Below are 25544 nucleotides of genomic sequence, written 5' to 3'. Positions count from 1 at the left end.
CGGCGGCCCACAGTGGGGCCATCTGCGCCACCGTCTGCGAGGCGATAACGGAGGAGCCTGCGGCATGCAGTTCGTAGAACTTGCGGCGGCAACGACACACGCGCGGCAGTACTCGACGCGGTGCTGCGCGAGTTGCCGAACAAGCAGGCATCTCTGTCGATGCCGGAACTTCTTGACGTGCTTCAGGCGACGGGCCGCCGAGAGCAAGTCGGCAGTGCCACGGCGTTCAATCACTCGATTAAGGAATCTCTCGGGACAGCATCGCCGTCGGTGGCCTTGTTTGATATGGCCAGATCGCTTGGCGCCAGCTACTTGACGCGGGCGGGCGATGCTACACGGCGTGCGGCATGGCACGGCAACTTGAAGACGTTGGCGGACATGTTCACCGGCCCGAGCTCAGTGGAGATGATCCGCGCCGCCACGCAGCGGAGCCCGCAGATCAGCGTGTCGGAAGCGTTGCTGCGATCTGCGCTCGAGAGCGGTGGGACTATTTTCGATCCAGCCGGGCAGAGGCACTGAGATTGCGGCGCATCCGCTTCACTCGCCAGTGATCACGGATGCTCTCAGCCAGCGGCCCGAACACGAAGTACAGCACGTTTCCGACGATGCAGATCAGGATGAGCGTTATGAGAATCCCCATCGCGCGAACGTAGCAGACAGTATTTTGTATGTCGAATGACCTCTAGTGCGTCGCGCAGTGGGTCTATTATGCGCAACACTGCTGAACTCGAAAACGCCATCGGCAGCGCGACGGAATTCAATCGGTCGATAAATGCCGACCAGGGCGGCGATGCGTCGCCGACTGGCGCGCACCGGCGCCGAAACTGGCGGGACTCTTGATACGCGAAGCGGAGGGGAGTAGTACCGATCCGGCTAAGGCCGCGAGGCGAGCAACTCCAAGCCAAAAGCAGCCGGAATATCAAGCGTTGTATAGTCCCACCTAGGCAATCTCGATTCCGGAAGATCAGTGATAAACCGCTCCAACTCTCCCTTGCTTTGGACGCCAAGTAGCATCTTCGCCCTGTCGAAATAGGCGCTCGATTCGCTGCGGGCGAACACCTCAAAGGCTCCATCATAATCGTGCCGGTAGAGTAGAGTTGTCGGCCACCACATTCGACGCCCGCCATCGTTCTTTGCCCGTGCGCGATCTATCTGGTCGCGGAGATAAAGGATGAAATCGGCCTGCATCATCTGCTCAAAAGAGAACGGTTTCCCGACGCACCTTTCTTTCAACAGATCGGCATGCACAGACACTCGTCGTAACTCCAATCGCTTATTTCGGCCTCCGTTGAGCGAAGGCATACCCGCCCAGAAATGAGCAAAGGAAGCGCTTTTGGGCCCGCCGTGACGGCTTGGGTGATAGTATCGATTCGACAGAAGGTGAGCCGCAAACTCGAAATTCTCGCGTCTCACCAAGAACGCCACAAAGGACAGAAACAATTCGTGGCTGAAGAACTTAAAATTATCGAAATGCCATTCCGTGTAATCGCGGGCACTCTCCGGCGCTTCGTTGAACGCTAGCAGCGCCTCAAAAAATCGATCTGTCATATGGAACGCGTCTTCATCTGATCGGTAGCTCGAAAGCGTCGTCAGAAGGGCGAGAATTTGATTTTCGCAAGGGGTCAAACTTTCAATCGACTGAAAAATGACTTCGTCCAACAATTCGTGCTGCCCTTGAATTCGAAAGGCTGCCAAGCCTTCGAGCACGCTGGCGAGGTAATCTTCGGCTGCACCCTTAAAATTCGGACGGCCCGCTTTCAGACCATCCATCGCAGAGTGGTAAGCGGCTGCGTTTCCAAACAGCTTCGGTTTGTTTTCATCGAAGAATTCGGGCGGCTTTCCGATCGCGGGTTTCACATAAACAGGCTTGTCGAAAATCCACCGAACGAGCTGTTCGAAGTTCTGCCGGTAGAGGTCGTCGGCGCTCAAATCTATGTAAATTCGCGAACCATAGTAGGCGGGTAAGAGCGCCCTCCCATCCGCATCACGTTCCCGGACCACCGCTACAAATTTGGTCTGCTTGGCGCTCGCATAGACCTTTGGCGAGATAATTTGAGACTCTATTCCAACGCCACCGCTTCGCTCATTTGCCCGTTCCACGTACTTAGCGTCACAAACCAAAAGCACCTTGGTGATCGTGTCGTCAGTGATCATCGCCTCCATGAAAACGTGCGGATCTTGCCCCTCGCGAAGATCCCACTTGTCGAGAACGACGTCGATGCCGCTTTGACGAAGCTCGGTCCCCAGTTGAAGAACCCATTCCTCGTGATCAGGGTTCGTCCAACTGTAGGAGATAAAGCATCTCGGTGGTTGTGCTGAAGCCTCTGCCAAGTGCTATCTCCTGCTCGAACTGCCTTTTGCGGTGCCATGTCTATGTCGACGGCGAATCGCAGTTTCGCCTAGACTAGCCTAGTTTTCCGAGCCCAAATCGGGTAGAGTTATCGCGCCGGAACAATCGCAGACTCGGGCAACTGCACCAACCGCTTCGGATCCCACCGGGGCTAACGTCAACGGCTTCCAACAAGCATCTGAAATCTGAGTGCGGAGCGCTGCTCCTGCGCCGTGATGCTATCTGGAAGACGACGTTCTGGTGCATCAAATGGCTGCTCCCGAAAAGCCCGTCATCGAATTCAGCTACCAGTACTACCTGCCTTACGGCACGCAGCTTGACAATGTTCTTGCCGAACTCGTCACCAGCATTGACGAGACGATCGACGCTTTGGCCGACGTACGCCGCAGTGACGGCGCGCTGCCGAACGAAAAGGTCACGGTCGACAGCCTTTCCCCTTCCGTCCTGGCGCTACTGCGCGGCGACGGCCCAACCGGACCCACAGGGCCGACCGGCCCGACTGGTGTCGGGGCCACCGGCCCTACAGGGCCGACTGGCATCACCGGTGCTACCGGCCCCACGGGCGTTGTCGGAGCGACCGGCGTTGGCGCGACAGGTCCGACCGGCGTCACCGGAGCAACTGGTCCGACAGGTCCAACCGGCGTCGTCGGCGCAACCGGTCCTGCTGGCGGCCCGACCGGCGCGACGGTGTCGCAGGCCCGACTGGAATTACGGGTGCAACAGGTCCAACTGGCGTTACCGGAGCAACGGGCGTGACCGGCCCCACTGGCCTCATCGGCCGCGATGCCGGACTGCGCTTTCTGTGGGACACTGGCACGACAGCGGCCGATCCGACGACCGGCAAGCTGCGCATCAATAACGCCACCCTGACATCGGCAACGGCGCTCTACATTTCCGAGAACGACAACGACGGCAACGCCATTGCGACGTCGATCGCGCTTTGGGGTGACAGCACGACCACGGCGCGCGTGGCCTGGTGACGATCCGCAAGATCGGCACGCCTGCGACTTTCCTCCAGGTTCAGATCACGGCCGCGCTGACAGACAAGCGGCACTTGGGATCAATTCACAGTGGCCCATGTAGCGTCGGGCGGCACGTTTTCGAACAGCGATCCCGCCGCCGTGTCGTTCGAGCGCACCGGGAACGTCGGGGCCACCGGTCCGACCGGCGTCACGGGACCGACAGGCATCACCGGACCGACAGGCATCACCGGTGCAACCGGCGTGACTGGTGCGACGGGGCCAAGCGGCAGCCCTCTGCCTCGGATTGCCAGTACCGCCAGTTCGGCGACGCCTACGCCGGATTCGACCAACACCGATGAATATATTTTGACCGCGCGGGCGGCCGCTGCGGCTTTCGGTGCGCCGACCGGCACGCCAGCTAACGGCCAGAAACTGATCATTCGCGTCAAGGACAACGGCACCGCCCGCGCCTTGACGTGGGATTCCATTTATCGCGCGGGCACCGATGTCGCACTCCCCGCAACGACCGTCCTCAGCAAGACCATGTATCTCGGCTTTATCTACAACACGACTGACACGAAGTGGGACTTGGTCGCCAAGGTGAATAATATCTGATGCCGTACTCCCAGACGATCGCACTCACTTCTGGCACATCCTGGGTTGTCCCTGGGGACTGGAACAGCGCGGATAACCAGATCGTGGTTATCGGTGGCGGTGGCGGTGGCGGTGCGTTCGGCGGCGGGGGCGGCGGCGGTGGCGGTGGCGCCTGCTGCTTCAAGACTCATTATGCCCTGAGCGGGGCCGGCCCCATCTCTTACGCGCTTGGTGACGCCGGTGCGGCGGGTTCGGCGGGTGGAGACACCACGTTTGATGCCAGTGCCTTCATCGCCAAAGGCGGCACGGCTGGCGCCAGCGCGACGACAGCGGCAGGCACCGGCGGCACCGCGGCAGCGTCGACGGTTCCCGCCGGCGGTTCGAAATTCAATGGCGGTAACGGCGGTACGGGTGAGTCCGCCGGGTCTAAGCGTGGCGCGGGCGGTGGCGGTGCCGGGGGCACGAATGGAGCCGGTAACACTGGCGTCACCCCGGCTTCAGGCGGCACCGGTGGATCGGCGATGCGGGATCAGGTGGCGCAGGCGGCACATTTACTAACCCAGGGGGCGCTGGTGGTGCCGGTAGCGAATTCTCCATTACCGCAGGCGGCTCGGCTGGCTCTGGCGGTGGCGGCGGTGGTGCGTCAGGCAATTCAGGTGGCGGCGCTGGCGGGAACTATGGCGCTGGCGGCGGCGGGCGAGGAAATGGTCTAGGCACCAGCGGCGCGGGCACCGGCGGCCTTATCATCATTCAATATAATCCGGCGGTTTCGACCGACACGTCTGGCATGTTTCTGGTGTTTTAACCGATCGCCACCATTGGCCGTGACGACGGCAACGGTCAGTTCCGTGGGAGCTTGTGAATCTCCAGTCTGACCGGACCGCCTCTGTCGCAGCTTGTGCAGAACAGACCCCGCTCGACCGTGCTGAACAGCGCATCCTTGCCATAACGCCGGATCAGACCGGCCGGCTTCACCTCGGCATGATGCGAACAGTTTTTGCACCAGGCACGCAGCTTGTGCCATTCGCGCAGATCGCCAAGAGACACATCGAGCCCGGCATGCACGCTGCCTTCCACTATCACTTGCGGTGACACCATGGGCTCGCCTGGCGTGATAATCTTTTCATCACATGCCGGCTGTTGTAGTGGATCAGCAGCATCCCCGGCCGGCGCCGAATGGCGGCTTGCCATGCGGCTTGGCTGACGCTTGAATCCGGCGATCGACAGATGGTTTCGACAAGGGCCTTTTCCTCCCGATCCCAAACCTCGATCCGGAAATTGTCCTCCGCAGTTTTTGCCATAGCTTCGCCGGCCAGCGTCCATTTTGGCGCTTCGCCATCGCTCCTTCCCGCCTCAGGTTGAACCAGAAATAAGGAACATTTTCCTCTCTGGTCAAGGCGCTCTTGACAATTTTGTTCTCATTCTGTTCACTGTCTCTAAAGATCGCAAAAAGAAGCCCTGCGTGCCGCACTGAAACCCGTCCCGATGAGCGATGAACCTATCCGCCTGCCGGATGCAATAGAGCCCGTCACGCGGCCTGGCGTTCAGCATCACAGGTGCGAGCGTCCCGACTGTGGCAAAGATGCAGGATGGGGATTCGCCAAGTCGCGGCAGCCATCGCACTGGTTCTGCTTTGAACACCGTTCTGATGGCGAAGTATATCTCTAGGAGCGTGGCAAAGGATGGTCAGCGCCGAAACGACAGAATGAGTATGTCGACCGGGAGATCGACTGCCAGGAGGCGATGGAACCGGGCTTTCAGGTGATCGTCGATTGCATGCTCGAGGCGGGATGGACGCGCGGGGAGATCACGCGGTCGTTGAAGCGGCTCATCGCGCCGACAACATGACCCAGAAGGAAAATGCCAAAGTCGAGGCACAGCTCGCCATCGCTCGCGCCATGATGCGTGCCGGCCGGCTTTGACGATCGCAGGACGGGCGCCAGTATCCTGGCGATGGATGAGAACTACATCTACGGGGAAAGAACTGGCCTGCAGCTCGTTCGCATGGCGATCGAACTCACCTGTCCAGCCGGCGTTCTGCCGAGCGAGGAGGCAGTGAACCTGCTCTATGGACCGCTGCCGGTGCATGAGGGCGAGGCGCTGGCAAAGGCGATTATTGACACCGTCGAGCGACTGACCCGCTGCCCGAACTGAAGTTGCCCAGCCCCGATGATAGGCACCTTAGTCTGAACTGTCTGCGCAATGGTCCGTTGCACAGGCGGCGTCAGGAACCGCGGCGCTCATTCACAGTTGGTAGCGTCATCTCCGGGAGGAGAGTTCGGCGCAAGACAAGGATTGCGCTGATAGGGCCCGCCAGCCATTCCTGGACTTGGCAGGCGGGCCCTTATTTTCCCGGACGCTCCGGATCGTCGCCGAAGCCAAGCAGCGAAGCGTGGCGTATATACTTGTGCTCGCCACGAAGATACTTGATCCGTAGCTTTACGCCTGGCTCAACCCACTGCGTCGCCGGTCGCTTCTTGATGCCGCCCGGAGGTGGGCCGGCATGTTCCATGACCCGCTTCCACAGCCGCTCCTTCATGTCGCGCCCCAACGAGATGAAAGCTGAACCGACATACTTTCCAGTGTCGGGATGCGCCAGCAAGGCGAACGCCGCCTTGCCCGGCTCTCGCTCGACGCCGAGCAGTTCGAATTCTTCGACCGTCCAGCTCTTGGTCTTCAGCCAGTTCGACGTCGGGCCACTCCGATATGGGCTGTCGGCGCGCTTGGAGACGATCCCTTCAAGCCCAGCCTGGTCAGCGAGGTAGAAAATCGACTTGGCATCACCGGGTAGAGCCTCGCTGAACTGAATGCGGCTGTTCGGCTTGATGATGCCAAATAGAATTTCCCGGCGCGCCTTGCATCCGATGTCGCGCAGATCGTGGCCGTCAAGATGCATGATATCGAAGGCGCCGAGGATCGTGGCGTAGGGATCGCTGTGGACGGCTTTCTGTAGTGCGTCGAAATCGGGCAGGCCATTCACGCCCGTGACGACCGCCTCGCCCTCAAAGATCGCGCTCTTGACGTCGAGATCCCGCGCGGCCTCGATGATGCCGGTGTATTTCCGCGTCCAATCCGCTCCGCTGCTGCTGAAGGCGCGAATATCGTCAGGGCTGCTTATGATGATCTGGGTTCGGTAGCCATCGAGCTTGATCTCGTGAATCCAGTGTTCACCCTCGGGTGGCTTTGCGACCAGCTTGGGCTCCATCGCACGGATAAACGCCAGCCTCGCCCCGTTCATACAAACTCCACGCCACACCAACCCGATTCAATAAACTTTGAACGTTTCGGTTCCGCGAAGCTCAAAGCCCGCGTCTCTGGGGGGAGGAGATGCGGGCAGATCGGATGCCATTACCGATCGTGCAGCAATATCGTGTGAGGGGAAGGATTTGCTGCGTGCACCGAACCTTCCCCCGCGCGCCGGTGTTCCAACTGACCGCAAAAAATCCCGCCGCACTGCCAGAACGGCGGGACCGATCAAGCGCTTTGCACCAGGCGGGGTGGGCGTGGGTCGGGCTTTGCCAAGTGCGCGCGGACCGAAAGTGACCTTAGGGCAACAGCGGCAAAGCGTCTACCAACCGCCGGTTGGCGCGGCGAAGGACGGAATTCGGCCGCCGACAGACCAGGCGTCCCGGGCAGCTAATCGCTCCCAACCAGACGGAAGCGAAAGTTGTTGCGGATGTGGTCGTTGAAGTAGCGACCCTTCGCGAAGGCGGCTCGGAATTCGGCGTAAGTGTCCGGTGGCACGTCCTCGAATTCGTACCGTTTGCCGCTGGCGACGAACCACACCGAGAGGATTTTGCTGTCCGGGTCGTATTCCGTTTTGCGTATGGAGGTGGACGGCATGACGGCGGCTCGATCAAAAGCAGTCAACGATCGGAGAGGCCGGCGCGTTCCTGGGTCAGTGCGGTGCGCCGCGGGCCAAGAGGCCCGACCGCCGTCGGCTCTGGACTTGGCCCTCAATTAGAAGCACTCTGCCCCTCAAGAGGAGACAGGGGTTGGGCAAGTCTCGCTATAATGGTCGAACCGACCAGTGGCGTAAGCCGGGGCGCGTGCGCCAACTGGCTGGCGTTCCGAAGCGGCTCGTGTTCGTGGCCTTGGCCGCGATGGCAGCCTACGGGACGCAGTTCGTCGTGCAACATAGCGATCCTGTGCCCGAGCTCAACGTATCAAACTGGATCGGATCAAAGCCGGCGCCGATCGCCGGTGTCGCGTCTGTCATCGATGGCGATACGATCGAGATCCACGGCCAGCGCATCCGCTTTAACGGCATCGATGCGCCCGAGAGCCGGCAGTACTGCAACGACGCGAAGGGTTCTGAGTATCCGTGCGGACGCCGGGCCGCTAACGCGCTGGACACGTTCCTGGCCGCGTCGAAGCCGGTGCGATGCAGTTTCGTCACTTGGGATCGCTACGGCCGCTTTGTCGGCGACTGCCGGCGGGTGGACGGCTCCGGTGTCGCCTCATGGATGGTGGAACACGGCCAGGCGCTGGATTGGCCGCGCTATAGCCACGGCGCGTACGCGGAGCAGCAAGCAAAGACAGAGGCGGCGAAGGTCGGTCTGTGGGTCGGAATGTTTCAGGCGCCCTGGGAATGGCGCGCGGCGCACGCGGATGGCGCGGCGCCGTCGGGCCAGCCGCTCGGCATCATCGGCAGCCGGCAAGTGGCGCGGAGCTATTCGTGCGAGCCGCGGAGGACGTGCTCGCAGATCAGCACGTGCGATGAAGCCCAATGGTATGTTGGCAACTGTTCGTGGGGCCGCAAGCTGGACCGAGATGCCGATGGAGTAGCGTGCGAAACGCTGTGTTAGTGAAAGACAATCCGCCGAAGGGGTTTGGCGGAACTGAGTGATTGGATGGGAGGGTGAAATGGGGCTCGGTCGACGAGCCGCAGTTTCGGCTGCGGTAGTCTTGGCGCTTGCAAGCGCCTCGTGCACGACATCGCAACAGTCGCTCAAGAAGAATCCGAGCGCAGTCAGCACTTCAGCGCTCTGCAGGACGCTGGCGTCTACCAAGGACGCGACGTTCCAGCAGGATCTTTTCGCTGAACTAACGCGCCGATCGGTGACGCTAGATCAGTGCGCCAACATGATCAGGAAGCAGAACCAGGCGATCGCAGCCGGCGTCGCAATCGCTGCGGTGGGCGCGGCCGTTGTGGTATGCTCGAATAACAACTGCGGCGGTGGGGGCTATGTCAGGCCGAACTATTACCAGGGTGCTGACTGGGACGAATTCTACAGCCAGTACAGCCAACTTGTTTGGGCTTGTCGAGACATCGCGACCGGTCAATTTGTCGACTACAGCAACTGCATGGGCAAAGCGCAGACAGATTGGCGCTGGCCTGCAAAATACGTCTTCTGAAACGAACGCCAGCAAGACGCTTGGCAAGCTGGGGTGAGAATTGAATTACTATATCTACGAGAATTGGGCCCACGATCGGGGGCGAATCCATAGAGCCGACTGTGGCTTCTGCAACGGAGGTCAAGGCACGCAGGCCGGAGCGGGCGACAGGAACGGCCGCTGGCTCGGCCCATTTGACCGAGAATCCGCATTCGCAAAAGCTACCCAGCTCAATGGCGCTGACATGCGCGGCTGCTCAATATGTAATCCCTAAACGACTGTCGGGCGAGGAGGGAGATTTCAGTGCCGCGCGCCGCCGGCCAGGAGGTATCTGTAGCCATTCGTCGTCATCCACCGTGCGCGGGCAAGATGTGTCTCCCATGCCCGGAATGCACGATCCTTCTCCGGATCGATGTGCAGCACGATCCTGGCGACCTCGCGCCAGTCCGCATCTTCATATAGGTAAGCATGCATTCTTCGTCGTAGCCGGTCAGGACCGATGAATTGGGCGCCTCGTCGGCGACGTCGGGGTCAAACAAGGGTTTGCGCATGGCCAAGTTCTAGTGACCGTTAGCCGTGTTGCAAATCGCGGATGCGAAATTCTGAGCCGCTTGGAAAAGCGTTAGCCCCTCCTTGACTCTGCCGAGCGTTTAATTTCAACAGTCCAGCGGGGGTGACGAAAAGTGAAGAAACCTGACGAGGTCTGGAAGAATTGGCATGCATTGAGAGCAGCCAATGAACGTCGCCGCAAAGCAGCAACGTCAGGGGGAAGCCGTATTCCGACAGTCTTACCTGCGGAGACTGCCAATCCGAGATTGCCAAGACCGGCAACCGACATCGTTGCACCTATAATGGAAGTAAGAAGGGGCAGTCGGCGCAAACCCTACCTGTATATTCAACCTCCTGCTGATTTCTCGCTTCGATCGAACTATGAACAGGTCGCGTCGTTCTTCGCGTATCTTCGTTTCCAAATTTATCGTGACAAAATACCATCTGAGCTCCCTAGGGGTGTTGCTTTCGAGGCTTTTCAACGTGCCTCGCCAGGGGCGGCCCTCGTATTGGCGGCAGAGTTATTCCGTTGGCAGCAATTTATCGGGAGAAAGCTCGCCATCCTGAGACACAGCCTCTGGAATCCAGAAATTGATTATCTTTTCCAGAACCTGGGTCTGTTCGATTTTCTTGAGACCCCCAACAAACCAAAGATCCGGCGCCGGCCCGCAGCGCCCCTGGTTGAAATCCTCAAATATCGCAGTGACACTGATGTGGTGGGCGCCAAATGCGACGATTTGTTGGAACATTTGGCGGAAATTTCCGGACCAATACATGCGGCCAATTTCATCTATGACGGGCTCATTGAGGCTCTTAAGAACTCTAAGCAACACGCCTATTTGGAACCCGATGAGTGGTTCGGCGTTCCTGCGGGTACGTGGTTTATGTCCGGTTCGTATAACCGAACTTCGCAGTCCCTCACAGCAGCAGTTTATGACATGGGAGTTGGAATTCCCCGCACCTTGCCCCGGGCTACGATTTGGGAAGGGGTGCGCGGTGTTTTGACTGCATTGGGTGGAACGACCGATGATGCGCAGATGATCAAAGCCGCTATGGAATACGGGCGCACCCGTACCATGGTCCAGGGGCGTGGCAACGGCCTTCCCACGATGATGAGGATCCTCGACCACCACCGTGGATACCTGCGAATTATCAGCGGGACGGGTGAGGCTGTTTATGATAGCGTAGATAGTGTGATAACCACGACCAACCACAGGGTGGCCTTGGGCGGCACACTGATTGAGTGGAGCATTTCAAAATGACGATGGCTCTGAAGAATCGGGTGGCGACGATCAACATACTCAAGCAGTTTTCGAAGACCCCCGGCGGCCGATACTACACTGATGGCCCCGCATCGGGGCAGAAATTTCGTGAGGAATTTCTGCTTCCCGCATTGGCCGCGAACGACCGCGTCGTCGTTGAGATGGATGGGACTAGAGGTTACCCGTCTTCGTTTTTGGAAGAGGCCTTCGGCGGTTTGACCCGCGAACTGAAATGGTCGCCTGAAGAGTTCCGCCAGCGCATTGAACTTCATGCATCGCCGGACTTCGCTGTGTATATTTCAGATATTGAATTTCATGTCAGAAAAGCGAGCGATGGCGGACGGCGCTGAAACCTTCTTCATCTCCGTGCTCGGCGGCGTAGCTTCTGGTTTGGTCGGTTTAACTGGATTGGCCATTCAGCAGCGTTTCACATCGAACACGCAGATGATTGACGCCACCCTTGCGGAACTTGAGCAAATGACCGCGGAATGCGCAGCCAAAGCTTCGGCCGTTTGGATGCTGCCGGGCGACCCCTTGTCGCCAGACGTGGAAAATACAATCGTCAGCCTACACGACATCAATGTTTTCGCGAATTTCGTCACTACGCGCGTCAAGAACTCGCACACTAGAGTCAATTCCGCCTTCCTGAATTTTAGGCAAGCCACTAGCGGCGATGATTTTGATGTGAAGGGACGCCAGCCCGACCCTACCAGGGTGCTTGAGATTCGTTCCACGGCCTCAAAGCTCAAGATTGCGTTTCGAGAGGTGAACTACGAGCGAAAGGCGTTCCACTTTCCGTACCTGGATATCTGAGGCCCGGTTCGTCCGTCCGATCGGGCTATCAGATATCAGGCGCTAGCCGCCTGATCGTGTCGGCCACGTAGGAAGGCGCCAAGTGTGCATAGTGCTTCTCGGCCATTCGAGTATCGCTATGGCCGAGCGCTTCGGCGATGACGATCAGGGGCGCCCCGTTGCGGACCATCGTGCTGGCATAGGTGTGCCGGATCTCGTGCAGCGTCACGTCTGACAGTTTGGCCCGAGCGAGCAGCGCCTTCCACGGCCTATTGTATGTGGACGGCGCCCAAGCCGCGCCGCTTTCCTGCCGCAGCAGCGCGTCGGTGCCGGGACGGTCGCGAGAAAGCCTTTCGAATAGCTCGGCGCCGCCGGCAGGCAATGGGATGTGCCGCGGCTTGCCGCTCTTGCTCTCGGCAATGAAGACAGACTTGTTGGCTGCGTCGTAGTCCGACACACGCAGCCGGGCGAGCTCGCCGAAACGGGCGCCAGTCACCAGGGCGGCCGACACGAGATCGCGAATTGCGCCGTTACTGGCGGCGATCAACGCCTTCTGCTCAGCCGGCGAAAGGAAGCGGACCCGCGCGGCAGTCGTGCCGCGGTACGGCTTCACAAGGCGCCACGCAGCGTCATCAGTAACTAGCCGATTGTTGAACGCCCAATTGAGCGCGGCTTTCAACGTCGTCAGCGTTCGGTTGGCTGAGTCCCGGCGGCGGCGGATAGTTTCCGGGTCCGACAGATCGACGGTAACGACATTTGCCTTTTTGGCGAATTTGCCGGTGCGCAACCGCTTCTGCGCCGAAACCATGCCGTCGCGCCAGGCACGAATCTTTTCTATCGAGAGATCCGCGACCTTCGACGATCCGAGCTTTGGTCGAATGTGGAACGCTGCCCTTGTCTTCGGATCGACTTCATGCCCTCGGCGGCGCGTGCTTCGAAATACCGATCGAGCACGTCATTTAGAATCAGCGCCACAGGGGCATCGTTGCCAGCCTTTAGCGATTTGAGCCACCCGCGAGCCGCGTCCTTTGCCTGCTCATGCGAAAGGATGGTTGAACCACGGCGGGGATGAGATCGTCGGCGCGGCCCAGCTTGATCTTGACGCGAGTGCCGTCGCTCGAGCAGCGATGCTGCCAGCCAAGAACCACCACGGCCATAGCTCCCGCGGCCGCGCCCGTAGCCCAACCGCAAATGGGATTGATGATCTCCCATTCGGGAGCATCCGAGTAAGAAAGAGCCGCCCGACTAGTTCGGCTGGATAATACGCTGCGGCGCTGCGCCATATTCGCTCCGAAGATTTTCGTTGCCAATTTCGTTGCAACAAACCCGCCCAATCGCAGATGGTCGCGTCTACACAATAGCGCACATTGACCTTTTAAATCAAACGTGTATGGCTGATCAAAGTTGTTCATGAATGTTCAAGATGCCGCCCTCTCACGGCGGGAACAGCGGTTCGATTCCCCTTGGCTTACGAAAATCAATGACTTACTTTTGGATGCGTCATTCGGTCGAATATCCGCCGAATAAACGTCCGCGTAGACCAGCGATTGAGGCGGCGTGTCCGCGCCAGTGTGAGTTCCCATCCGCGTTCCGCGTGGCCCCGATCGCAGCTCCCGCTACGGCGCACGCTTTCTTGCCAGCGTCGAGCTCGATAGCCCGGCAATGGCCAGTTTTGTTGTCGGGCAGCTGTGGGTGGTCGCTCACTACGAGGACATGCTGGAGCGCGGCAGTGAGCTCGCCAAGCGGTGAACGGCGCAGCCGACACGATCCTTAACCGCATCATGGATTCCTCTTTGCGTACCTGGCTACTGATAGTGAGGCTAGAGATCGAGCCGTAGTGCTGTGCGCGCACCAGCATGTCGAACATCGACTTGTCGTTGCTGAACTCTGTAGGTGCCTCAAGCATTAGTTCGCTGAAGATGCGGTTCTCCGCATCAGAGCGCACTCCCCGCATAATAGAGGGCTTCAGTTGCCACTTGGCATCAGACTCGCCACGGTAGCAGCGAGCGCCACCTGTCATCTCAGGGAGCTCGAACACCCGTTGCAGGTATGCCGTCACGCTTTCGACTAGCAGCGGCTTCTTCGTGCCCCGGTTCGCTTCATAGTGGAGGTCGCAATCTTGGCCGCCCCAGCCGACTTGGGACGAGGAACCATCCTACGTATATGTGAGGTCATCCGCCGTTCGCTCCATGCCCCTCATGTGCATAAGATAAACAAAGGCAGAAAATCTACAAGTTCATCCTCGTCTAAATTGAGCTTACTTCTTCCAAGAGCTTAATCAGTCGACCATTGAGTCTTTTCGTTTTGTTCACGAGGTCGATCGAAGATTTCCGTAAACCGCCTTTATAAATGATAGGATTGCAAATAGCATCATCATTACCATTGCAAGTGTGAATGCCATGGTCACATAGTCCCAGGTGGGTTGCAGCTTCCCTATGGTTTCGCGGGTCAGAGGGAAATTTAGCCAAATCCTTATGGCATTGCAGAAGCAAAAGAGGACCACAACGGCAGCGGCGAAGCCTATAGCGATCGCTTTAAGGCGTGCCGCAGTTGTGGAAACAGTAATCAATACGAAGAAAATGGCGAACAGAGTGGAAATGGCCAACGCTGTGGAAATGACCTGATCGTTGGCATCTGAACGCATTATGTACGTGTTTTTGAAGAGCGTAGCCCAGCTAGAAACCCAGCCCTGAAGAAGCTCTGGCGTGACCTTTCGAATAAAGTCAAAAATCTCTTCTAAACTCATCCGCCTGAGCTCTGGAAGAGCGGCATTGGTATGGCTCCCAACACTCGGCCATGCTTGTCGCGAAACTCGTAGAACGCCGGCGCAGGCCCCCAGGCGTTAGAAAAGGGGGTGAGCACGTCAAAGCTGATCGATCCGTCGCGCGAAAGCCCTGTCGCCTCTTTGTTTTCTTTGAAGAAGGCCGCAGCGAAGAAGTCGGATTTTATCGGGAAAACAGGCGTGACCGTAACGTCCTCAACCTTGCCAAGCTTTCTTCCCTCATACTGTTTCGCGGAGTAAGCGAAGAAGCTTTGGAAGCCACCCCCCGTCACGCCTCCTGGGATCGGTGCGATGCCAATTTTTCCGGTAACTTCGAGCATTGTGTCGTGCGGATCATCTGGGTCGCTTGGGAAGAATACTCTCACATCATCCTGCCACCCATCGGGAGGTAAGTCCGTACCCTGAGGTTCGTTCCCAACTTGGGTGGCGGGAGCGCAATTTCCTTCTTTGCCATTTCGTTCTTCGTCGTCGGCCGTCCCCATGAACTCGGCAGGCGTCCTTTCTCCGAGGTTCCCATGTTGGATGCAGCCACGCACTGGCCTGGGGCTGATGTCGTCACGCAATCGAGGCGTGGGTAGTTCGACTGTCGCGGGAACATAGGTCTGAAATGGCCCAGCGATAAACCAGGTGACTAGGAGATCGCTGTTGGGATCGAGGTTTTTAACACAAGAAATGTAACGTCGCAGCTTGCCTTTCTTCTCGACCCAGGAGCTGGTTACGAAGTTGAAGTTGCCGACGTGATGTTCCTGACGGGTATCGCCCTCACCGCAGGTTTTCGCTTCGGCCGATACAACCCCGACTACCAACGACGCGGCGAGCATTGGAAGCATTCTGGATCGCGATTTCATAGTGACCACCCGACTTGGCGGCACAATGCTGCCCAAAAATCGAGAAACTGCAATCATGCCAGCTTAAAAATGCAACAAATATCCTCACGAATTGTCAGTGCGATCACTGTCACTCTCCCGTTTTCCGCTTTAGCTCACTTTGAGGCTCTCTTTTTGCGGCAACGAGAAAGACGCTCGCAAGCAGGTCAAATCGCTTGCGCCTGCCGTAAGAGCTCCACCGGCGGCGCGCCATGACGACGGCCCGCCGAAGCGAGCACCGCGAGCAATCGGACAGCAGGCACAGCATTCAATCCCCGAAGGCGTCAGTCGACATTCGACAAGAGACATATGGCGCGGCGCGAGCGCTGGGGCTTACGACTGACGGAAGCGGCTCTCAATCCGAGGCGATGCCGTTCTTGATCCGTGTGAGGTGGCTTTCGCCTTCCTCCGGGCCGAAGCAGCTTTCGAAATCATTGCATTCCCGGCAACTGGGCGCGCTGCACAGCGAAAAACCTTCGGCCTCGCAGAGCTTGCGGTAAAAGTATCTCTTCCATTTCATGTTTTGGGTGTTGCCGGCCGCCAGCGTCGGAAAATGCGAGGCGAGCAGGCGGCCGAGGTCGGTTCGATTAAAAAGGCCAAGGTCCTGCCAGAGATGGTCATTGCGCATGGCACGCCGGGCGATGATCTTGGCGAAGCGGGCGCTCGCCGGGTCGCCGGGCCGGGCATGCGCCAGCAGCAGTCCGCGCAGAAGTTCTTCCTCCAGATCCGGCTCGGGCTCGCTCACCTCTTCCAAGGCAAACGCGTTGATAGGAATAGCAGGGAAACAGCGGGCCAGGACATCGCGCAGCTCGGCGCGCGAAAGGCCGGTTGCCTCCGTCGCCGTCGCCTCGCCGGCCTCGATCTCCTCGAGCGCACGTGAAAGCACACAGGCAAGCACATGCTGGTCGAACCTCCTCTCCAGCTCGATCTGCGGCCATTGGCCGGTGCTGAGCCGGGCATAATGTTGGGCAAATATGGTGCGTTCTCCTGGTTTGTCCTATCAAATCATGCAGAGACCCGGCCTGCCGCAACATGGGTCGGGCAGTTCTTCGGGTATACGCAGTCGCGGATCGCCTCGCGGTCGAGTAGTTCGGCAATTTTCGTCTGGTCCATCGGCTCTGTCGCAAATTCTGTGATTGGAAGAGGCGTTTCGCGAGCCCCCGCCCTGCCGTTTGCGCCTCATGGGGAACACTGGCGCCGGAAATGCCCCCGCAGAGTTGGAGGTGGACCGTGCAGGACAAACGTCGCGTGCTGAGTGCGGCCACATGGTCGGCCCCATTCAAGCCCGCCAGACTCTCGGTTGAATGAGTCCTCAAAGCGGGCAGCGGGTGAGTTCCAGCGCACGTTCAGGACAGGATCGCGCGCCCCGCGATGCAGGCAGTTCCTCCCCTTTCGCAACTTCAATGTCACCAGGCAGGATGTAGCCCTCGTCATCAAGCTTGAAGATGTCCGGCGCTTGCGCCGCGCATCGCGCGTGACCCTGGCATTTGGCCTTTTGGACGATGATGCGCATGGCGCTGCCTCCATTGTCTGTGCCCCGGCTCGGGGCGGGCCTAAGACCAGTCCAGGATCAAATTTTCGATCCCGAACACATGGCCGCCAGAGGTTATCGGTGCCGTACCCTGCTTGATCCTGAAAGCCGGGATGCGCGCCAGCCACTCCTCCAGGCCAATGACAATCTCCCGCCGGGCAAGGTGTGAGCCAAGGCAACGGTGGGGACCATAGCCAAACGCTGCGTGGCGGTTGTCCTCCCGCTCCAAATCGATCGTGTTGGGGCATTCGAATTCCGCCGGGTCACGATTGGCAATCATCGTGGCGCAGGAAACATAGTCCCCCTTCCGGATCGGCGCGCCTTCGAAGTCGATATCTTTCGTAGCCACGCGGATCAACTGAATGGGCGGATAGGCCCGCAGCAATTCTTCGGTTGCGAGCGGGATGCGGTCCGGTTCGCTCCGCAGCAATTGCTGATCTTTGAGGTTGCGCGCGAGGTACGCCAAGTCAAAGCCTATAGCTGCTGCGACCGTGTCGAGCCCAGCGACGAAGACAAGCACGCCGATGCCGCGGACTTGGGTGTCCGTCAGCCGGCGGCCCTCGACCTGTGCCTGCACGATAAAGGTCATGAAATCGTCAACCGCCTCCTGGCGGCGCATGGCTGCAAGTTCGTCGATGAATGCCACGATCGTCCGGGCAGCCACAGGTCGTTCCTTATCGTCGCCGTGGAGCAGATCTTTCCCCCAGCCGACGAATGTATCGAGTCGGTCATCGGGCAACCCCAGAAAGCGAAGAAAGGTGCTCACCGCGAAAGGAAAGGCAAAATCCTTCATCGCGTCGCAGCTTGTGCCCGATGCGACAATTCTATCGATCAGCATGATTACTTGCTCGCGGACAGCCGGCTCCAACACCCTCACCCGCTTTGGCGAAAGCAGCGGACTGAGCAGTGAGCGAAAGACGCCATGGGCCGGTGGATCGAGCTCAAGCGGGATCGTCGGCCAGTTTTCACCCAGTATGGAGGAGAAGATGCTGCGATGGCTGGAAAAAGTCTCTGCGTCCTGCAGCACCTTCCGCTGGTCCGCGGCACGGGTGATGACCCAGGTACCCCGGCCATCTTGCGTGTTGTAGCGGGAGTAAAAGATCGGAGGCCCGTCATGTACGCAAGCGACAGCTGCGTGTGGATCCCCGTTGGGTGTTGGTGGCATGCCTGGCGATGTAAACAGACTGAAGTCCCTCACCATTTCGGGCGGGACATGATCTGGAACGGGGTTGGTCGCCATTTTGTGTTCTCTACATTGGCGTTCATGGCTCGATTGAGATTGCACGGCTGTTCATAAAGTCGATTTCCAGCATGGGCACGTCTCTTGTCGGGCGCCTTCTAGATTCTGTCGCCTGATACAGCCCACCTGCACCAGCGCGGATGAGATCGGTTGCGAAGTCGATCAGAAGGGGCATCTCCGCCGCGCTGCGGTCATGAAGCAAAGCCGCCGCTTAATCCCGTTAGGGTTGAGAGGCTGGTCAATCACCTCTGAGCACCGTGACGCACTGCTGATGCCCTGCTGATCAAATTGTCGAAGCAAGTCGCGTGCCGGATAGGCGTACCCATGGCGCTGCACCAATCGATGCCAGCCTGCACTGGGCCCGCCGCTGATGATCACCTGTCCATCATTCTTAGGACAACGTCCGACAACCGACATCCGTGGTCGGTTTTGTCGAGTCCGGGACATCGGGCTGTTTCGGCTTGGCTGCTGCTGCACAGCCTTCCGGTCGACGAGCGAGGAGATCGCTCGCACGGCCCGGATTGAGCAACGACGCGATCCAGCGCAACGATCGGGTGCGGTCCGACAAGAACCGACGGCGCTTGCGCGCGATGATCGGAAATATCAACAAGGTCGAGCCGCGCTTCGGTTCGGCGCTGATGGCGTATGCGTTTTATCGCTCGCAGGCGCTGCAAGGATTTTCGGTCAGACGGCGATGCACTCGTGCGCAGCAGTCCGGCCGGCGACGAACTGGACCGTATCGATGCGGTCAATTCCGGCGTGCACACCTAACCGTCCGTATGCGCTACTACCTCGCAGCCGCTGTCGCAACGTGGTGCCGAGTCCTATGGCGGCCGGTTCAATCCGAGGGCCTGTCGGCACTCTACACGTCACCGTGGGTCGGACCATGAACACGTGGCAGACTCTCGGCCAGAAACCGCCAGTCGCTGCGCTCGCGTTCGCCTTCCTTGCGCGTGCCGAAGAACTGGATGATCATCTTGCCGTCGGCGCCATAGGCTTCAATGGACGTGACGTGACCGTCCCTCGTCGGCTTGCGCACGGCCCAGACCTCGCGGATGTGATGGGTCCTAAGATGCAGATGGAAGGTCTCGTCGAGCACATTGATCCGCGGCCCGATCTGCTTGACCGACTTGATCGGGCCGGAATGGATCTGGATGCAACCATGATTGCCGACAAAGCACATGATCGGCATCTCGTCTTCGGCCGCCTGTTGGAAGAGGGCGCCAACGGCATCATTGTCGAGCAGCCAGGCGTAATCCTCGTCGGCCATACGCATCGCCTGGCAGCGGCTGAGCTTCAGTGCCTTCAACATATGGTAGAACTGATGCACGTCGCTCAGCCGGCTCCAGTGCTCGCGTAGGTCGTCGACCGTGGCGGCTTGGTCTGGACTCACTGCGTTATCGCGCACCCCGCTCGCCTCGACCGATATGATCGGCTCCTGGTCGGAGGATGCGAGCTCTGCCGCCAGATTCTGATAGGCCTGCAGGTTCGAGGCGGGCCTGAGATGTACTTTGTGCATCGCCTCGCCGGTGGCATCAAAGAATTGCAGGCTGCGGCGGATCTCGGCTCCCTCGCGCTTCTCGACGGCGAAGCCATACGCCCACGCTTTCGGGAAGATGCGCAGGTCGATCTCGTCGCCGAGCACCATGGCATGCGGGTTGCCGGTGACCACTTTGTCGTAGACGCCGATCTTTTGGTGCACGGCACTTTGGTTGCGGGTGACCGCCATCACCTCGCCGACCGCTTCGAGGCCGGTCAGCAGATCATCGACGCGCGGCTCGATGCGCACCGCGCCGTGACCACAATGCGCCGCGACCAATTCGGCTTCCGAAATGCCCAATCGAGCGGCGAGATCATGCTCCCGGATTTTCGGATTGTCTTCGCACGCCCGCCGGATTTCGTCCGGCGACGGTTTCTCGCGCTGGTCCATGTCTTACCCCTGCTTCCACCTACGTGTGAGGATCAGCTGCCCTGCCGGTGAATCTTCAGCCGATAGGGCGCGCCGTAATGCTCGACCCTGATCTGCTGCTGGCCCGTGAACAAAGTGTCGCTGGACAGCGTGCGCACGTCGTCGCACCCGCGCGAAAACCGGGGGTGCTATCGGAGCGGCGAGACCCGAGTGACACGAGCAGGCACATGCCGATGGAATCACATCGAGCCGGTCGGTGGCCACCGGGCGGTGGTGAGCGATTGTGGGTGTTGTCGCAATCGGCCAATCGGTCATTCGGATGCCACGGGCGGCGCTGCTTCGCCAAACAAAGCGTGTCTGACCCAGTCCTGACATGTTGCTCCCTTGCTTCGCCCCATCGATCGCGAGGGCACCCACGACATGATTGTGGATCGGCAGTCTCTTGCCGCCTCGCCAAATGGAGCTTCAAAAACCGTGCCAATTGCGCCGAAGCAAGCTCAGAAGAAGTCTTCTGTAATCGTCATTGGTTTAACGTGAGTTCAGCCAAGAACTCAGGCCCAACATCCCCCGTGGCGGACCCGACAAACCCGACAGTACGTGTCGGTTGGCCGACACCTTCGCAGCAATGGACTCACAAGAACCACCGCAGGGTCAGAGATGCCGCGCTGTGTTGAAACGGTTTTCGCTTTGGCACGGTGCATGCAGCGTGATGCGCAAGCAGGTCCCGGACTGAGGAGAATGGAGCCATGATTACGCTCACCGACAACGCTGTTGCCGCCATCAAGACTGCTCTTTCCCGCGCCAGCGAGCCGGCGGAAGGCTTTCGCATCATGGTCCAGGCCGGCGGCTGCGCCGGCTTCAAATACTTAATGGGCCTGGAGAGCGTGTCGCGCGAGGGCGACGCGATCACCGAGACAGATGGGATCAAGCTGTTCGTGGACGCGGGCTCCCAACCGCATGTCGCCGGCATGACCGTCGACTTCCTCACCGGGCTCGAATCTTCCGGCTTTGTCTTCGATAACCCCAACGCGCGCGAGAAGTGCGGCTGCGGCAAGTCCTTCAGTTGATCCCCCGAAGCGCCTGTGCGGGTCCATGAAGCGATTGCCGCCAACGGACTCTTTTGCGGAAGAGGAGGCTTACATGGCCGGCACAACAGATGTCCCCGTCCTCAACAACAAGGCAAGGTCAAAGCCGATCTCGGGACCGGCAATCGCTTCCGGTAGGATGCAAAGAACGTCGCCTGCCGAAACAGTTCGGTTCCTGGTGGCACCCGAGCTGCTGGCGGCCAAATCGCGCCGCTGCGCCAAATTCGGCTTATCGATAACGATGTCGTGTTCGGGCGTCCTTACCTGCGGGCTGACGGCGGCCACTGCGGACTTGGCCATGTCGACGCCGATCCGGTCTACGTCAAACTCTCGGGCGTCCGCGCCGGCTGCCAGTTCGGGCCCATCATCATCAACGGCATACGCCAGAGGCTCAATGAGGCGGTCGCGCGCTCGCGTCATTCCGGTCAACTGAGGATCGCACATGAAACCTGTCTACCTCGACAACAACGCAACCACACGGGTCGATCCTGAGGTCGTGCAAGCGATGTTGCCGTTCTTTAGGGATCAATTCGGCAACCCTTCGTCGGCGCATGCTCTCGGCGCCTCAGTCAGTGCGGCGGTGAGAAAGGCGCGGAGGCAGTTGCAAGCTCTGATCGGCGCGGAGTTCGACGATGAGATCACCTTCACCTCGGGTGGGACAGAAAGCGACAATGCAGCGCTTCTTTCGGCGCTCGAGGCGGCGCCCAACCGAACCGAGATCGTGACGTCCGCGGTCGAGCATCCCGCCGTGCTGACGCTCTGCGCGCATCTTGAGAAGACCCGCCGCGTCAAGGTGCACAGGATCCCGGTGGATTGCCGTGGCCGGCTCGACCTCGACGCCTATATGGCCGCCCTCACCCCACAGGTGGCAATCGTCTCGATAATGTGGGCGAACAATGAGACTGGTGTGATCTTCCCCGTGGCCAGGCTTGCCGAGTTGGCCAAGGAAGTGGGCGCCCTTTTCCATACCGATGCTGTGCAGGCGGTCGGCAAGCTTCCGATGGACCTGAAGTCGACCGCAATCGACATGCTGTCGCTCTCCGGCCACAAGCTGCACGGGCCGAAAGGGATCGGCGCGCTTTTCGTAAAACGTGGCGTCAATTTCCACTCGCTGATCAAGGGGGGCCACCAAGAACACAACCGGCGTGCTGGCACCGAGAATACGCCCGGCATAGTCGGGCTCGGCATGGCGGCCGAACTCGCCTTGAAATTCATGGACGACGAGACCACACGGGTAAAGTCGCTCCGCGACCGTTTAGAGGACGGGATTCTCCAGCGCATCCCAAGCACCTGTGTCACCGGTGATCCCCTGGAACGGTTGCCCAACACCGCAAACATCTCCTTCGAAGATGTCGAAAGTGATGGAATTCCACTCCTCCTCAGCCGCGTGGGCATCGCGTGTTCCTCCGGCTCTGCCTGCACCTCCGGCTCTCTGGAACCGAGCCATGTCCTGAGCGCGATGAAAACGCCACACGCGGCAGTCCGCTTCTCCTTGGCGCGGGACAACGGCGAAGCGGACGTCGACCGGGTGCTCGAGGTCATGCCGGCAATCGTGGAGAAGCTGCGTGGCTTTCCCAGTTCTGGGCCGGGTAACCGAAGCTCCGAAGACGGTCAATCCGGTCTATGCCTGAGCGGCAGCAGAACCGGCTACCGTTCATGACCCGTCATGTCTTTCTCAACGATACGACCTTGCGCGATGGCGAGCAGGCGCCCGGCGTCGCCTTTACCACGACGGAAAAGCTGGAGATCGCCGAGTCTCTTGCGGCGGCCGGCGTCACAGAGATCGAGATCGGCACGCCGGTCATGGGCGCCGACGAGATCGAAACAATTCGCGCCGTGGTCGCGCGGTGTCTCCCGGTTCGGCTCATGGCCTGGTGCCGGATGACGTCGCTGGATCTCGATGCAGCGATCGAGAGCGGCGTCCACGCCATCAATCTATCGCTGCCTGCGTCGGACATCCAACTTGCCGCCAAGCTCGGCCTCGATAAGGCGGGAGCGCTCCAGGTCATCGAACGTATGGTCAGGCGCGCAGCCGCCGCCGGCTTCTTCGTCGCGGTGGGCTGCGAGGACGCCTCGCGGGCCAATCGGGATCATCTCGCCCGCGTCATCGAGACGGCTGCACGCGCCGGCGCAAGCCGCGTCAGGCTAGCCGACACAGTCGGCGTTCTCGACCCGTTTTCGACCTTCGAACTTGTCGCCCAGCTCGTGCCGCAGTCTCCAATCGAGCTTGAATTTCATGCGCACAACGATCTCGGACTTGCTGCCGCCAACACGCTGGCCGCGATCCGCGCAGGCGCGCGCCATGCGTCCGTCACCGTCCTGGGGCTCGGCGAGCGTGCGGGCAATGCCGCGCTGGAAGAGGTGGCCGCCGCGATGGCGGTCCTCGACGGCGCGGATACCGGCATCGAGCTGACCGCATTGCCCGACCTCGCCGCCCAGGTGGCTTGGGCCGCCCGCCGGCAGACCGCGGCCATTAAACCGGTCGTCGGCGCCGATGTTTTCACGCACGAATCCGGCATTCACGTCGCAGGGCTGCTGAAGGACTCGCGTACTTATCAGGGGCTCGATCCGGCTCTCGTGGGCCGCTGCCGGCGTATCGTCATCGGCAAGCATTCCGGCGCCACTGCGATTGCCCATGTGCTGAGCGAAAGCGGCCGCGATCTCGACCCGGATCTGGCAGCCGCGATGGTGGCCCGCGCCCGGCGCGAGGCGACCGAGACCAAATCGACCGTCACTGCAACTCAACTGGTCGAGCTCTACGATGGAATGTGCAGCGAGGCATCCCTCGCGGAGCTGTGCGGGTCCAGGTCAGCCGTGCGCGAGCGCACCGACACCACAGTTTTCCGACCAGGGAGAATGCAATGAATTGTTCCGCTGACAGCCGCCCTATCGATGTCACCGACATCCTCGCACGACTGAAGCGCCTGTCGGCTGCGGAGGAGTTCTTCGCAGTCCTTGGCGTCTCCTATGATCCGAAGGTGCTGAATGTCTCGCGGCTCCATATCATGAAGCGCGTGGGCCAATACCTTGCCGAAGAAGATTTCTCCGGTCTGCCCGACCAGGTGATTGCCGCGCGGGTGCGCGCGACGCTCGAACGCGCTTACGAGGACTTCGCGGTTTCCTCGCCGCTCACCCATCGGGTCTTCAAGGTGCTCAAAGACCACGATCCGAACAGACCTGCCACGCCGGGCCGCACCTTTGTCCCGTTCGACTCCGTACTGAAGCGGTTCGGACAGGAATGACCGCGACACGGGTTGTGACGCGACAATGTCGAGAAGCCGACAAATCCGGTCATCACCACGGCGCCCTCAGAAGCAACCAAGCGAAGTTCTAGGAATAGTGGGCAGCGCAAACAGTTGGCACGAATGATGCGCACCAAAGAGATAACCGCCAAGCCCGCATCCGGACAGGAGCCTAGAGAAACCGCCAATGCACATCGTAATCTGCATCAAGCAGGTGCCGGACTCGGCACAGATAAGGGTCCATCCGGTGACGAACACGATCATGCGCCAGGGTGTTCCGACTATCATCAACCCTTACGACCTGTTCGCCCTCGAAGAAGCTCTCAGACTGCGCGACGCCTATGGTGGCGAAGTCACCGTGCTCACTATGGGTCCGCCCATGGCAGAGGACGCGCTGCGCAAGGCGCTCGGTTACGGCGCCGACCGAGCGGTGCTCTTGACCGACCGCTATTTTGCCGGCTCCGACACGCTGGCGACCTCGTTCGCCCTTTCCCAGGCAATCGCAAAAGTTGGCGAGACGTTCGGCACGCCAGACCTCGTCTTCACCGGCAAGCAGACGATCGATGGCGACACCGCCCAGGTCGGGCCCGGCATCGCCAAGCGCCTCGGACTCCTGCAACTGACCTATGTCGCGAAGATCGCCTCTATTGACCTTGCTGCACGCGAGATCAAGGTCGAGCGCCGCTCCGAAGGCGGCACACAGATGCTGAAGAGCAGGCTCCCTTGCCTCATCACTATGCTGGAAGGCACAAACGAGATCCGCCGGGGCTCGATCCAGGACGCCCTGTGCGCCGCGCGCAGCCAGGTCTTGAAATGGAGTGCGGCCGATGCCGGCATTGAGGATCTCACCAAATGCGGCCTGCGCGGTTCACCGACGGTCGTCAAGCGCGTTTTCGCGCCTCCTGCGCGGGCGGAAAAGGCGGCAAAAATCGACACCGCCGATATGGCCTTGCGCGATGTCGCTGACGAACTCATCACGGCAATCTTCACCCGCCAGCCGGCATTGGAACATGAGCTCGCCTTCAACGGCGGCGCGTGAGAGG

Annotated in this window: 32 protein-coding genes and 2 pseudogenes; 19 read left to right on the top strand and 15 right to left on the bottom strand. The window is 59.9% G+C overall.

The window, feature by feature from the left end; genetic code table 11:
* The first annotated feature begins 120 nt into the window (after window positions 1-120).
* On the top strand, window positions 121-519 hold the full coding sequence (locus NKI16_RS30180) for a hypothetical protein (RefSeq protein WP_352646972.1): 399 nt from the start codon (window positions 121-123) through the stop codon (window positions 517-519).
* 354 nt (window positions 520-873) lie between these two features.
* Here NKI16_RS30180 and NKI16_RS30175 read toward each other — a convergent pair whose 3' ends face one another.
* Window positions 874-2331, bottom strand: coding sequence for a toll/interleukin-1 receptor domain-containing protein (locus NKI16_RS30175; RefSeq protein ID WP_352692247.1), 1458 nt, complete (start codon window positions 2329-2331; stop codon window positions 874-876).
* 268 nt (window positions 2332-2599) lie between these two features.
* Between NKI16_RS30175 and NKI16_RS30170 the strand changes: the two genes are divergently transcribed.
* The 4 genes from NKI16_RS30170 (at window position 2600) to NKI16_RS30155 (ending at window position 4619) form a co-directional block, all read left to right on the top strand.
* Window positions 2600-3106 (top strand): hypothetical protein, encoded by a 507-nt coding sequence (locus tag NKI16_RS30170; RefSeq protein WP_352692246.1) that lies wholly within the window; start codon window positions 2600-2602, stop codon window positions 3104-3106.
* Window positions 3103-3330 (top strand): hypothetical protein, encoded by a 228-nt coding sequence (locus NKI16_RS30165; RefSeq protein WP_352692245.1) that lies wholly within the window; start codon window positions 3103-3105, stop codon window positions 3328-3330. The genes NKI16_RS30170 and NKI16_RS30165 overlap by 4 nt, the downstream gene beginning before the upstream one ends.
* 90 nt (window positions 3331-3420) lie before the next feature.
* Window positions 3421-3927, top strand: coding sequence for a hypothetical protein (locus NKI16_RS30160; protein WP_352692244.1), 507 nt, complete (start codon window positions 3421-3423; stop codon window positions 3925-3927).
* The gene (locus tag NKI16_RS30155; RefSeq protein WP_352828437.1) at window positions 3927-4619 is read left to right on the top strand and encodes a glycine-rich domain-containing protein; all 693 of its coding nucleotides are present in this window, start codon (window positions 3927-3929) and stop codon (window positions 4617-4619) included. Before NKI16_RS30160 ends, NKI16_RS30155 begins: the two co-directional genes overlap by 1 nt.
* A 127-nt stretch (window positions 4620-4746) precedes the next feature.
* On the opposite strand, the gene NKI16_RS30150 is transcribed toward NKI16_RS30155, so the two are convergent.
* Window positions 4747-5229: a hypothetical protein gene (locus NKI16_RS30150; RefSeq protein ID WP_352692242.1), complete on the bottom strand. Its 483-nt coding sequence runs from the start codon at window positions 5227-5229 to the stop codon at window positions 4747-4749.
* Between the two features lie 402 nt (window positions 5230-5631).
* Here NKI16_RS30150 and NKI16_RS30145 point away from each other — a divergent pair.
* Together NKI16_RS30145 and NKI16_RS30140 are read left to right on the top strand one after the other, a co-directional pair.
* Window positions 5632-5828, top strand: a pseudogene (locus tag NKI16_RS30145) (hypothetical protein).
* Window positions 5829-5859: 31 nt separating this feature from the next.
* Window positions 5860-6060: a hypothetical protein gene (locus NKI16_RS30140; RefSeq protein WP_352692240.1), complete on the top strand. Its 201-nt coding sequence runs from the start codon at window positions 5860-5862 to the stop codon at window positions 6058-6060.
* A 190-nt stretch (window positions 6061-6250) separates the two neighbouring features.
* Here the strand turns inward: NKI16_RS30140 and NKI16_RS30135 are convergent, their stop codons facing one another.
* Window positions 6251-7144 (bottom strand): ATP-dependent DNA ligase, encoded by an 894-nt coding sequence (locus tag NKI16_RS30135; protein WP_352906495.1) that lies wholly within the window; start codon window positions 7142-7144, stop codon window positions 6251-6253.
* 398 nt (window positions 7145-7542) lie between these two features.
* Window positions 7543-7749 (bottom strand): KTSC domain-containing protein, encoded by a 207-nt coding sequence (locus NKI16_RS30130; RefSeq protein WP_352646961.1) that lies wholly within the window; start codon window positions 7747-7749, stop codon window positions 7543-7545.
* 152 nt (window positions 7750-7901) lie between these two features.
* On the opposite strand from NKI16_RS30130, the gene NKI16_RS30125 reads away from it, so the two are divergent.
* Together NKI16_RS30125 and NKI16_RS30120 are read left to right on the top strand one after the other, a co-directional pair.
* Entirely contained in the window at window positions 7902-8714 is an 813-nt protein-coding gene (locus NKI16_RS30125) for a thermonuclease family protein (protein ID WP_352828441.1), read from the top strand.
* Window positions 8715-8814: 100 nt separating this feature from the next.
* Complete coding sequence (locus tag NKI16_RS30120) at window positions 8815-9264, top strand: hypothetical protein (protein WP_352924253.1); 450 nt, start codon at window positions 8815-8817, stop codon at window positions 9262-9264.
* A 279-nt stretch (window positions 9265-9543) separates the two neighbouring features.
* Here the strand turns inward: NKI16_RS30120 and NKI16_RS30115 are convergent.
* Window positions 9544-9794, bottom strand: a pseudogene (locus NKI16_RS30115) (DUF2285 domain-containing protein).
* 132 nt (window positions 9795-9926) lie between these two features.
* On the opposite strand from NKI16_RS30115, the gene NKI16_RS30110 reads away from it, so the two are divergent.
* Genes NKI16_RS30110 through NKI16_RS30100 form a run of 3 tightly spaced genes read left to right on the top strand, consistent with a single transcriptional unit; the run spans window position 9927 to window position 11867 of the window.
* Window positions 9927-11054 carry a hypothetical protein gene (locus tag NKI16_RS30110; protein ID WP_352692236.1) on the top strand — a complete coding sequence of 376 codons (1128 nt, stop codon included), beginning with the start codon at window positions 9927-9929 and terminating at the stop codon, window positions 11052-11054.
* Window positions 11051-11404, top strand: a complete 354-nt coding sequence (locus NKI16_RS30105) for an STAS-like domain-containing protein (RefSeq protein WP_352646953.1) — start codon at window positions 11051-11053, stop codon at window positions 11402-11404. Before NKI16_RS30110 ends, NKI16_RS30105 begins: the two co-directional genes overlap by 4 nt.
* Complete coding sequence (locus tag NKI16_RS30100; protein ID WP_352646951.1) at window positions 11388-11867, top strand: hypothetical protein; 480 nt, start codon at window positions 11388-11390, stop codon at window positions 11865-11867. The genes NKI16_RS30105 and NKI16_RS30100 overlap by 17 nt, the downstream gene beginning before the upstream one ends.
* 28 nt (window positions 11868-11895) lie before the next feature.
* Here the strand turns inward: NKI16_RS30100 and NKI16_RS30095 are convergent, their stop codons facing one another.
* The 8 genes from NKI16_RS30095 to NKI16_RS30060 form a co-directional block, all read right to left on the bottom strand.
* On the bottom strand, window positions 11896-12654 hold the full coding sequence (locus tag NKI16_RS30095; protein ID WP_352692235.1) for a tyrosine-type recombinase/integrase: 759 nt from the start codon (window positions 12652-12654) through the stop codon (window positions 11896-11898).
* Window positions 12655-12841: 187 nt separating this feature from the next.
* Window positions 12842-13258, bottom strand: coding sequence for a hypothetical protein (locus tag NKI16_RS30090; protein WP_352924251.1), 417 nt, complete (start codon window positions 13256-13258; stop codon window positions 12842-12844).
* A 65-nt stretch (window positions 13259-13323) separates the two neighbouring features.
* Complete coding sequence (locus tag NKI16_RS30085) at window positions 13324-13866, bottom strand: FRG domain-containing protein (protein ID WP_352692298.1); 543 nt, start codon at window positions 13864-13866, stop codon at window positions 13324-13326.
* A gap of 288 nt (window positions 13867-14154) precedes the next feature.
* Window positions 14155-14592, bottom strand: a complete 438-nt coding sequence (locus tag NKI16_RS30080; protein ID WP_352692233.1) for a hypothetical protein — start codon at window positions 14590-14592, stop codon at window positions 14155-14157.
* On the bottom strand, window positions 14589-15449 hold the full coding sequence (locus NKI16_RS30075) for a hypothetical protein (RefSeq protein ID WP_352827714.1): 861 nt from the start codon (window positions 15447-15449) through the stop codon (window positions 14589-14591). The genes NKI16_RS30080 and NKI16_RS30075 overlap by 4 nt, the downstream gene beginning before the upstream one ends.
* A 400-nt stretch (window positions 15450-15849) precedes the next feature.
* On the bottom strand, window positions 15850-16470 hold the full coding sequence (locus NKI16_RS30070) for a nitrogen fixation protein NifQ (RefSeq protein WP_352692297.1): 621 nt from the start codon (window positions 16468-16470) through the stop codon (window positions 15850-15852).
* Window positions 16471-16806: 336 nt separating this feature from the next.
* Window positions 16807-17007 carry a ferredoxin gene (locus NKI16_RS30065; RefSeq protein ID WP_352924249.1) on the bottom strand — a complete coding sequence of 67 codons (201 nt, stop codon included), beginning with the start codon at window positions 17005-17007 and terminating at the stop codon, window positions 16807-16809.
* Window positions 17008-17047: 40 nt separating this feature from the next.
* Window positions 17048-18265, bottom strand: coding sequence for a cytochrome P450 (locus NKI16_RS30060; protein WP_352924247.1), 1218 nt, complete (start codon window positions 18263-18265; stop codon window positions 17048-17050).
* Between the two features lie 645 nt (window positions 18266-18910).
* Between NKI16_RS30060 and NKI16_RS34155 the strand changes: the two genes are divergently transcribed.
* Entirely contained in the window at window positions 18911-19036 is a 126-nt protein-coding gene (locus NKI16_RS34155) for a hypothetical protein (protein WP_502897637.1), read from the top strand.
* Window positions 19037-19127: 91 nt separating this feature from the next.
* Here NKI16_RS34155 and NKI16_RS30050 read toward each other — a convergent pair whose 3' ends face one another.
* Window positions 19128-20195, bottom strand: a complete 1068-nt coding sequence (locus NKI16_RS30050) for a hemin-degrading factor (protein WP_352924245.1) — start codon at window positions 20193-20195, stop codon at window positions 19128-19130.
* Window positions 20196-20227: 32 nt separating this feature from the next.
* Window positions 20228-20332 carry a hemin uptake protein HemP gene (hemP, locus tag NKI16_RS30045; protein WP_023678236.1) on the bottom strand — a complete coding sequence of 35 codons (105 nt, stop codon included), beginning with the start codon at window positions 20330-20332 and terminating at the stop codon, window positions 20228-20230.
* A 588-nt stretch (window positions 20333-20920) separates the two neighbouring features.
* Here hemP and NKI16_RS30040 point away from each other — a divergent pair.
* From NKI16_RS30040 to NKI16_RS30015, 6 genes are all read left to right on the top strand, one after another.
* Window positions 20921-21241, top strand: a complete 321-nt coding sequence (locus NKI16_RS30040) for a HesB/IscA family protein (protein WP_023678237.1) — start codon at window positions 20921-20923, stop codon at window positions 21239-21241.
* Window positions 21242-21505: 264 nt separating this feature from the next.
* A complete protein-coding gene (locus tag NKI16_RS30035; RefSeq protein ID WP_352609761.1) occupies window positions 21506-21751 on the top strand; it encodes a NifU family protein in 246 nt (81 codons plus the stop codon).
* Window positions 21702-22919, top strand: coding sequence for a cysteine desulfurase NifS (gene nifS, locus NKI16_RS30030; protein ID WP_352924243.1), 1218 nt, complete (start codon window positions 21702-21704; stop codon window positions 22917-22919). The genes NKI16_RS30035 and nifS overlap by 50 nt, the downstream gene beginning before the upstream one ends.
* On the top strand, window positions 22916-24124 hold the full coding sequence (gene nifV, locus NKI16_RS30025; RefSeq protein WP_352516051.1) for a homocitrate synthase: 1209 nt from the start codon (window positions 22916-22918) through the stop codon (window positions 24122-24124). The genes nifS and nifV overlap by 4 nt, the downstream gene beginning before the upstream one ends.
* Window positions 24121-24501, top strand: coding sequence for a nitrogenase stabilizing/protective protein NifW (nifW, locus tag NKI16_RS30020; RefSeq protein WP_352577709.1), 381 nt, complete (start codon window positions 24121-24123; stop codon window positions 24499-24501). The genes nifV and nifW overlap by 4 nt, the downstream gene beginning before the upstream one ends.
* Before the next feature lie 187 nt (window positions 24502-24688).
* Window positions 24689-25540: an electron transfer flavoprotein subunit beta/FixA family protein gene (locus NKI16_RS30015; RefSeq protein ID WP_352924240.1), complete on the top strand. Its 852-nt coding sequence runs from the start codon at window positions 24689-24691 to the stop codon at window positions 25538-25540.
* Window positions 25541-25544: the final 4 nt, after the last annotated feature.

The organism is Mesorhizobium sp. M0698 (assembly GCF_040320455.1).
Lineage (GTDB): Bacteria > Pseudomonadota > Alphaproteobacteria > Rhizobiales > Rhizobiaceae > Mesorhizobium.
This window is presented reverse-complemented; position numbering and strand designations above follow the sequence as displayed.

Bases quoted from the DNA above. Each gene is read 5' to 3' on its own strand.
- NKI16_RS30170 (WP_352692246.1), top strand. From the start codon at position 2,600: ATGGCTGCTCCCGAAAAGCCCGTCATCGAATTCAGCTACCAGTACTAC.
- NKI16_RS30155 (WP_352828437.1), top strand. From the start codon at position 3,927: ATGCCGTACTCCCAGACGATCGCACTCACTTCTGGCACATCCTGGGTT.
- NKI16_RS30150 (WP_352692242.1), bottom strand. From the start codon at position 5,229: ATGGACGCTGGCCGGCGAAGCTATGGCAAAAACTGCGGAGGACAATTT.
- NKI16_RS30140 (WP_352692240.1), top strand. From the start codon at position 5,860: ATGGATGAGAACTACATCTACGGGGAAAGAACTGGCCTGCAGCTCGTT.
- NKI16_RS30135 (WP_352906495.1), bottom strand. From the start codon at position 7,144: ATGAACGGGGCGAGGCTGGCGTTTATCCGTGCGATGGAGCCCAAGCTG.
- NKI16_RS30130 (WP_352646961.1), bottom strand. From the start codon at position 7,749: ATGCCGTCCACCTCCATACGCAAAACGGAATACGACCCGGACAGCAAA.
- NKI16_RS30105 (WP_352646953.1), top strand. From the start codon at position 11,051: ATGACGATGGCTCTGAAGAATCGGGTGGCGACGATCAACATACTCAAG.
- NKI16_RS30100 (WP_352646951.1), top strand. From the start codon at position 11,388: ATGGCGGACGGCGCTGAAACCTTCTTCATCTCCGTGCTCGGCGGCGTA.
- NKI16_RS30095 (WP_352692235.1), bottom strand. From the start codon at position 12,654: ATGGTTTCGGCGCAGAAGCGGTTGCGCACCGGCAAATTCGCCAAAAAG.
- NKI16_RS30090 (WP_352924251.1), bottom strand. From the start codon at position 13,258: ATGAACAACTTTGATCAGCCATACACGTTTGATTTAAAAGGTCAATGT.
- NKI16_RS30085 (WP_352692298.1), bottom strand. From the start codon at position 13,866: ATGACAGGTGGCGCTCGCTGCTACCGTGGCGAGTCTGATGCCAAGTGG.
- NKI16_RS30080 (WP_352692233.1), bottom strand. From the start codon at position 14,592: ATGAGTTTAGAAGAGATTTTTGACTTTATTCGAAAGGTCACGCCAGAG.
- NKI16_RS30075 (WP_352827714.1), bottom strand. From the start codon at position 15,449: ATGCTCGCCGCGTCGTTGGTAGTCGGGGTTGTATCGGCCGAAGCGAAA.
- NKI16_RS30065 (WP_352924249.1), bottom strand. From the start codon at position 17,007: ATGCGCATCATCGTCCAAAAGGCCAAATGCCAGGGTCACGCGCGATGC.
- NKI16_RS30060 (WP_352924247.1), bottom strand. From the start codon at position 18,265: ATGGCGACCAACCCCGTTCCAGATCATGTCCCGCCCGAAATGGTGAGG.
- NKI16_RS34155 (WP_502897637.1), top strand. From the start codon at position 18,911: ATGCGTTTTATCGCTCGCAGGCGCTGCAAGGATTTTCGGTCAGACGGC.
- NKI16_RS30050 (WP_352924245.1), bottom strand. From the start codon at position 20,195: ATGGACCAGCGCGAGAAACCGTCGCCGGACGAAATCCGGCGGGCGTGC.
- NKI16_RS30040 (WP_023678237.1), top strand. From the start codon at position 20,921: ATGATTACGCTCACCGACAACGCTGTTGCCGCCATCAAGACTGCTCTT.
- nifS (WP_352924243.1), top strand. From the start codon at position 21,702: ATGAAACCTGTCTACCTCGACAACAACGCAACCACACGGGTCGATCCT.
- nifV (WP_352516051.1), top strand. From the start codon at position 22,916: ATGACCCGTCATGTCTTTCTCAACGATACGACCTTGCGCGATGGCGAG.
- nifW (WP_352577709.1), top strand. From the start codon at position 24,121: ATGAATTGTTCCGCTGACAGCCGCCCTATCGATGTCACCGACATCCTC.
- NKI16_RS30015 (WP_352924240.1), top strand. From the start codon at position 24,689: ATGCACATCGTAATCTGCATCAAGCAGGTGCCGGACTCGGCACAGATA.